We start from the raw sequence: 6,454 nt of genomic DNA on the forward strand, positions 1-6,454 counted from the left end.
AGAGCGTGAAGCGCGAGTTCGCGAGGCTGGAAACGTCTATCAACGAGGACTTGAAATCAAGCTCGCAGAGCATCAGCAACGCTATCCGCGAGCAGAATGGCAGGCTGACGGGCATGATCAGAACCTCCGTCTCAACGGCCATGGCGTGGGTATTCCTCTGCTTCGCCCTGCTGATCGGCATCCTGAGCGGGATAATCTGGTTTCAGGGCACGATCATCACCTCGCGCCTGAGCGAAATGGACAGCTACAGCCAGCAGCTGGCGAGCCTGAAAGCGAAAAGCGGCGCGGGCGTGACAATTTACAGCGACGACACGCGCCGGAACACCTACCTGGTAGTGCTGCCGAAGCAGGCGCACGGTGTAGAAACCTACACGTCGACGACCGACAACACCGTGGTGAAATACACGGCGAAATAACCCCGTCAGAACGCCCTGAAGCGCCACAGCGCGTTTTTAATATCGAGGACGACCAAAACCATGACCGAGATGGAAAAACAGCTTCTGAGCGCCTTAGAGAGCTTACAGACAAGCTACGAGCAACAGCAGCAGGCGTGGCAGGACAGCTACAGCAGCTTGCAGCACATGTTCGAGGCTACCTCGCAGGCGCTGACGCACAGCGACCGGGTGTGTCAGCACTTGAGCAGTCAGGTGGACAGCTTGCGCGCGCAGGTCGAGAGCTTGAGCAGGAACGTCAGCCGCTTGATGCGCTGATCAGGCAGCACGACCGCGCCTACGCGGAGAAGCTACGTGAGCAGCAGCAGCAGCCAGAGCCGCAGAAAAAACCGACCCGCTACTATGGCCCCTCGATGTGACAACTTTTCCGGAATCAGAAATAAGTGTACTATGTACCCCGTTGAACACAGGAGACAGCCGTGAGTCACGCGATTGAGTTTATCGAGACCCCGATGTTTACCCGTCAGATAAAACAGATCGCCACGGATGAAGAGCTCAGGGAGCTGCAAAAAACGCTGATTGAGTCGCCGGACAAAGGCGATCTCATCCAGAAAACCGGCGGGCTGCGAAAAGTCAGAATGGCGACGGGCAACCAGGGAAAAAGCGGCAGTGCAAGGGTGATTTACTTCCTGGCCACCGCCGAGGTGATCTATCTGGTGATGGCCTACCCGAAAAGCACCAAAGACAGCCTGACGGACGCGGAGAAAGCTGCGCTGAAGACGCTGACCCAACAACTGAAAGATGAGGTGTGACATGAGTTTTTTTGACGAGCTGAAAGCATCGCTGGAAGAGGCCGTTGAAATCAAAAACGGCGTCAGAGCGCCCGCCCGCGTCACCCGTTACGAGCTGGCAGACGTGAAGGCCATCAGGGCACAGCTGAACGTTTCACAGAGCGAGATGGCGAAAGTGCTGGGAACCAGCCTCGACACCATCAAGAGTTGGGAAACCGGACGCCGTAACCCGACCGGACTGGCGGCGAAGGTGCTGGCAACCATCCAGGCTAACCCTAAATTCTTTCAGGAGCTGGCGGCGCACTAAGCAGTTGTGACAGAAGGATTCGACAGGCGAGGCCGTTCGCGTGTAATTTAACGGCAACAGAAAAAACAAAGCCCCGGAAATCATGCTCATTCTTGGCGGAGCGACATGATAACCAGGGCCAGGTACGAAACCTAAGAAGGATATTAGCACATGAACCGTGCCAGACAACAGCCCGCCATAAGCGCAGGGCGCATTGCATAACGCCGCACTCGCACTCTTCAACGACCGCTTACCGCACAAGCCGTACTTTTCGGACGATCTGCACTTTGGTGTACGCATTGCCGGTAAGGAACGCGCCATTCTGGCGAAATACATCCAGTTCAATCAGCCTCACGCCATGTTCTGGCTGGGATTCGACGTCGATCGCGCCGGTGCCGCCATCGACTGGAGCGACCGCAACGCCCCCGCACCCACGCTGACCATTACCAATCCCGAAAACGGGCACGCGCACCTGCTTTACGCGCTGCAAACCTCGATACGCACCGCGCCGGACGGAAAAATGAAGCCGCTGCGCTACGCCGCAGCCGTAGAGAACGCGCTACGTAAAAAATTAGAGGCTGACGCGGGGTATTCGGGACTAATCTGCAAAAATCCGAACCACGGCCACTGGAAAATCGCCGTATGGCAGCCAGAACTCTACACGCTGGACTGGCTGGCCGACTTTCTTGATCTTAACGCCGCAAACGACAAAGAAATCGTTGCCGACTACGGCTTAGGCCGTAACTGCACGCTGTTCGACAAAACCCGCAAATGGGCATACCGTGCCATCCGTCAGGGCTGGCCTGAGTACGACCAGTGGCTCAAAGCCTGTTACGAACGTGCCTGTGCCTATAACCTGCAATTTGCAGCGCCTCTTGATGAAGGTGAGGTGATGGGTGTTGCTAAAAGTATTACTAATTGGACATATAAACACCTCAATGAGAATTCATTCAATGAATTCGTTTTTCTGACGCATAAGTCTGATATACAAAGTAAAAGAGGAAAAAAAGGAGGTGTTGTTGGAGGGAGAGTCAGTAAAGGAGGAGGAAGACCTATTGGTTCGATTAACGTAGAGTCCGTAAATCAAACAGTGCCTTGGATCTCTAAAGGAATTAGCAGAGCCACATATTATCGAAGAAAAAGCAAAGGATAGCTTATGTTTATGATTTTAAAGGTTTAAATTATGCCTTCTTTGCGTACAGAAACAGAAACCGTAGTAAAAAAAATTCTTCCTTATCTGGAAAGACGGGGTTATGACATCGTTAAAGACCTTGACTTCGAAACCGGGGTTAAGGTGATTGAGCGTTACACAAAAGGTTATATCGATATCCTTGTTCATTGCGGCAAAAAAAAGCCTATTTTTTTAATAGAAGCAAAAAAAATATCGAAGACGCTTACAGAGAAAGATAGGGACCAGGCCATTTCTTATGCTAATTCTGCCAGTGTAAAAGTACCGTTTGTTGTTGTTACAAATGGTACCCAAATTCAATGCTTTAATGTGAAAACAAAAAGTAAAATACTCTGGGATGGTAAGGATGAAGATAAAATACCAAGCAAAGAACAGTTGCCTGTGGTTATAAGACAACTAAAAGCAAGTCCTTATGATTCTGTCATTAATGTGTCTAACGACGAGAGTCTTCCTTTTCGGCCAGGATTAGCATTAAGGCAAGTAAATGCTTTATTTTACAAGTGCCATAGTGCAATAAGAAAAATAGAAAAGAACGAAGAAAATGCATTTTCAGATTTTTCAAAACTTCTCTTTTTAAAACTATTAGAGGAGAAATCTGATGTAGAACCTGATTTCTCCCTACCATACTCTTATCGTTTCCATGAGCTTGCCGAGAAGCCAGTTACAGAAGCTGATCAAGTGAAAAATGCAATATTAAGCATGGCTTCTGGAATTGCAAGTCAAAGAGCATATGGTGAGGTTTTAGAAAACGACATAAAGTTAAAAAATCCTAAAACATTCCATTATGTAGTCAAAGAACTATCATCAGTATCTTTTTATGATAGTAGCTTAGATTCAAAAGGTGCTGCTTTCGAATACTTTGTTAGAGCAACGTTAAAAGGAAAAAGTTTAGGGCAGTATTTTACTCCTAGAGAGCTTGTTCAAACCATGCTTGCCATTGTTGGCCGTAAAAAAATAGTTAACTCTGTTAATTCAGGTACGAACATTAAGGTTTTGGACCCAGCATGCGGTACTGGAGGATTTTTAGTTTTTCTGTTGCAAGACGCACTGTCTCAAATAAAAGAGATGCATGAAAATAGAGAGATTAATGCTGCTACCTATGACCGAGCTGTAAAAACGTTGAAAGAGAATGTCTTCTTCGGTTCTGACGCTAACGAAGGAGTGGCTGCATCCGCGAAAATGAATATGATAATAGCTGGGGATGGGCATACCAACATTCAGCATGAAGACAGCCTTGCTAAAAATGCAAAAAACTGGAGCGTTGACAATCCTGATTGTGATTTAATACTAACCAACCCACCATTTGGAACATCAGAATCAGCTTCACTAGATAGTGATGACAAGACGCAATTTCCCATTTGGAATAGTAAAGGGCAGCATTTATTTCTGCAAAAAATGGTGCTTTCCTTAAAAGAAGGAAGTGGTGAGTTTTGTACTGTTATAGATGAAGGTGTATTAAATACAGACAGTTTTGCAGAACTAAGAAAATGGCTTATGGCAAACTGCAAGTTAAAAGCAGTATTAAGGTTGCCAAGTGAAACATTCAAGCCAAATAAAATAAATGTAAGATCAAGTCTTCTTTATTTTGAAAGGCGATATCGGCCTGATATAGAACTTGAAGACTCATACACAGTGACAATAGGGAGTGTTAACTCTTTAGGTTACTATGGCTCTGGTGATAAGATCAGAGGGTTTGATTTACAATTATTCTTAAAAGATATTTCCAGTGATTTCTTTAATAAATCAAAAGGTGACTTTAGAAGTGGGAACAATTGGGAATGCTTTGACCTCGATTCCAAAGAAATAGTAGAAGACATATCATGCCGGTTTGATTATAAATACTGGAATATAAAAATCAGAAAGGAAATAGAAAGGTTAGCCATCGGCAATGGCAAACTGATATCTTCTTTAAATTTAATAAAAACTGCGAGAGGTAAAAGCCCATCGGCAGAAAATTACGTTGATGAAGCTGATGGGTATGCTGTTGTAATAAAATCAGGAAGCAATATCAGCAAGCAAGGAGTTGTTTTGCTTGATAATGCTGATTGGGTAGAAAAGTCTGTGTATGATTCTTTTCTCGAACAGGCTAATCCAAGAAATATAATAAATAAGTTTGATATATTACTATCCTCGACTGGTGATGGCACTTTAGGTAAATGTGCCGTTTTCGATCTTGAAGTAAAAGCTATCGCAGATGGCCATGTCACCTTAATAAGAGTCGACCCCCAAGTGATAGATCCTTATTATTTATGTGACTTTTTACGTTGTGGCTTTGGAGCTGAGCAGGTAAATCGTTTATATACCGGCTCGACTGGAATGATTGAATTAACTCCAGAGCAAGTCGACTCCATCATCGTAGATATGCGCTCGGGGTTAGCTGAGCAAAAGCAGCTTTCGTCTCAGGTTAGGGCGCTAGAAACTAGGTACATTGATGCGCTAAAAGAAGCAGAATCCATTAATGCAAAAGCCCTTACTATCCTCAACTGAAGAGTGAGACAAAAAACAAAGCCTATATCAGATAACAGCCCTCTTACGGAGGGCTTTTTTTTTGCAGCCGGTACAGAATCTGACATAATGCATCATTACTTAAGCCAGTACACACAACGTCCCCTCTAGCGAGGCGCCACCGTGACTGGTTCAGGGGGCTCGCCGCCCCCCGAAACCCCCGGCATCTACTGCGAAAAATTCTCACGGTGGTGCGCATTTTTTCTCAGCGGAGCCTATGGAAAAGCGAACGAAAGAGATCAAAATCCGGCTCACCGAAACCGAGCATCAGCGACTGCTTGATCGCTGCGACCGGACTCACCTTGCGGAGTGGCTGCGTCAGCTTGGTCTCGGTGAACACGCTTCACGAAAGCGCCGTGTGCCCGACGTGGCGCCCGAACTGCTGCGACAGGTCAGCGGGATGGGCAACAACCTGAACCAGATCGCTCGCCGCCTGAACCAGACTGATTCCCTGACGCCTTCTGAACGTGCCTCGCTGCTCGTCGTACTGACCAGCCTTGACCGTCAGCTTGGCGACCTGCTGGAGCAGAACCGTGATCGTTAAAATTCATTCGCGTGGTGCGGGTTCGGGCAGCGGGCCGGTGGATTACCTGCTGGGAAAAGACCGGCAGCGCGAACAGGCCAGCGTGCTGCGTGGTAATCCTGAACATGTGCGCGAGCTGATCGACGGCTGCGACTTTGCCCGCGCCTACACCTCTGGCGTGCTGTCATTCCAGGAACCTGACATTGCAGACGCGGAGAAATCGCGCCTGATGGATGAATGGGAGCACACGCTGCTGACCGGCCTCGACCGCGACCAGTACGCCTGTCTGTGGGTAGAGCATCGCGACAAGGGACGGCTTGAGCTGAACTTTGTCATCCCGAACATCGAATTGCAGAGCGGCAAACGCCTGCAACCCTACTTTGACCGTGCTGACCGCCCCCGTGTCAACGCCTGGCAGACCCTGACCAACGACCGGCTGGGGCTGCGCGACCCGAACGATCCGACTTACCGCCGTCCGCTGACGCAGGCCAGCGATCTGCCCCGCGACAAACAGCAGGCGGCAGAGAAAATCACCGCCGGCCTGATGAACCTGATGCAGCAGGGCGTGATCCGCAGCCGGCAGGACGTGGTGACGCAGCTGGAAAGCTACGGCCTGACCGTGGCGCGGGAAACGAAAAGCGGCATCAGCATTGCCGATCCGGACGGCGGCCGAAATATCCGGCTGAAAGGAATGATTTATGAGCGAGATTTTAAATTTGGCGAAGAGCTTCGAGGAGAAATCGAAGCAGCAGGCGCAGGATACCGAGC

The 6,454-nt window shown here is 48.6% G+C and carries 8 protein-coding genes and 1 pseudogene; all 9 read left to right on the forward strand.

All coding sequences use genetic code 11. The features are described from left to right. On the forward strand, positions 1-416 hold a 416-nt coding region (locus E0L21_RS24390), incomplete at its 5' end, for an MbeB family mobilization protein (protein WP_131413806.1). A gap of 69 nt (positions 417-485) precedes the next feature. Continuing rightward, entirely contained in the window at positions 486-710 is a 225-nt protein-coding gene (locus E0L21_RS24395; protein ID WP_029498753.1) for an MbeD family mobilization/exclusion protein, read from the forward strand. Between the two features lie 161 nt (positions 711-871). Continuing rightward, positions 872-1,204 (forward strand): type II toxin-antitoxin system RelE/ParE family toxin, encoded by a 333-nt coding sequence (locus E0L21_RS24400; protein WP_029498755.1) that lies wholly within the window; start codon positions 872-874, stop codon positions 1,202-1,204. 1 nt (position 1,205) lies between these two features. Next, positions 1,206-1,490 (forward strand): NadS family protein, encoded by a 285-nt coding sequence (gene nadS / locus E0L21_RS24405; RefSeq protein ID WP_003030988.1) that lies wholly within the window; start codon positions 1,206-1,208, stop codon positions 1,488-1,490. Positions 1,491-1,683: 193 nt separating this feature from the next. Further along, positions 1,684-2,622, forward strand: coding sequence for a replication initiation protein (locus E0L21_RS24410; protein ID WP_131413807.1), 939 nt, complete (start codon positions 1,684-1,686; stop codon positions 2,620-2,622). 30 nt (positions 2,623-2,652) lie between these two features. After that, the gene (locus E0L21_RS24415; protein WP_131413808.1) at positions 2,653-5,145 is read left to right on the forward strand and encodes an N-6 DNA methylase; all 2,493 of its coding nucleotides are present in this window, start codon (positions 2,653-2,655) and stop codon (positions 5,143-5,145) included. A 235-nt stretch (positions 5,146-5,380) separates the two neighbouring features. After that, positions 5,381-5,707, forward strand: a complete 327-nt coding sequence (locus E0L21_RS24420) for a plasmid mobilization protein (protein WP_131413809.1) — start codon at positions 5,381-5,383, stop codon at positions 5,705-5,707. 157 nt (positions 5,708-5,864) lie between these two features. Then, positions 5,865-6,014, forward strand: a pseudogene (locus tag E0L21_RS25515) (plasmid mobilization relaxase MbeA); the annotation flags it as partial. Positions 6,015-6,384: 370 nt separating this feature from the next. After that, the coding region (locus E0L21_RS25325) for an MbeB family mobilization protein (protein WP_328590685.1) at positions 6,385-6,454 on the forward strand (70 nt) is incomplete at its 3' end.

The sequence above is a fragment of the Kosakonia quasisacchari genome (assembly GCF_004331415.1).
Lineage (GTDB): Bacteria > Pseudomonadota > Gammaproteobacteria > Enterobacterales > Enterobacteriaceae > Kosakonia > Kosakonia quasisacchari.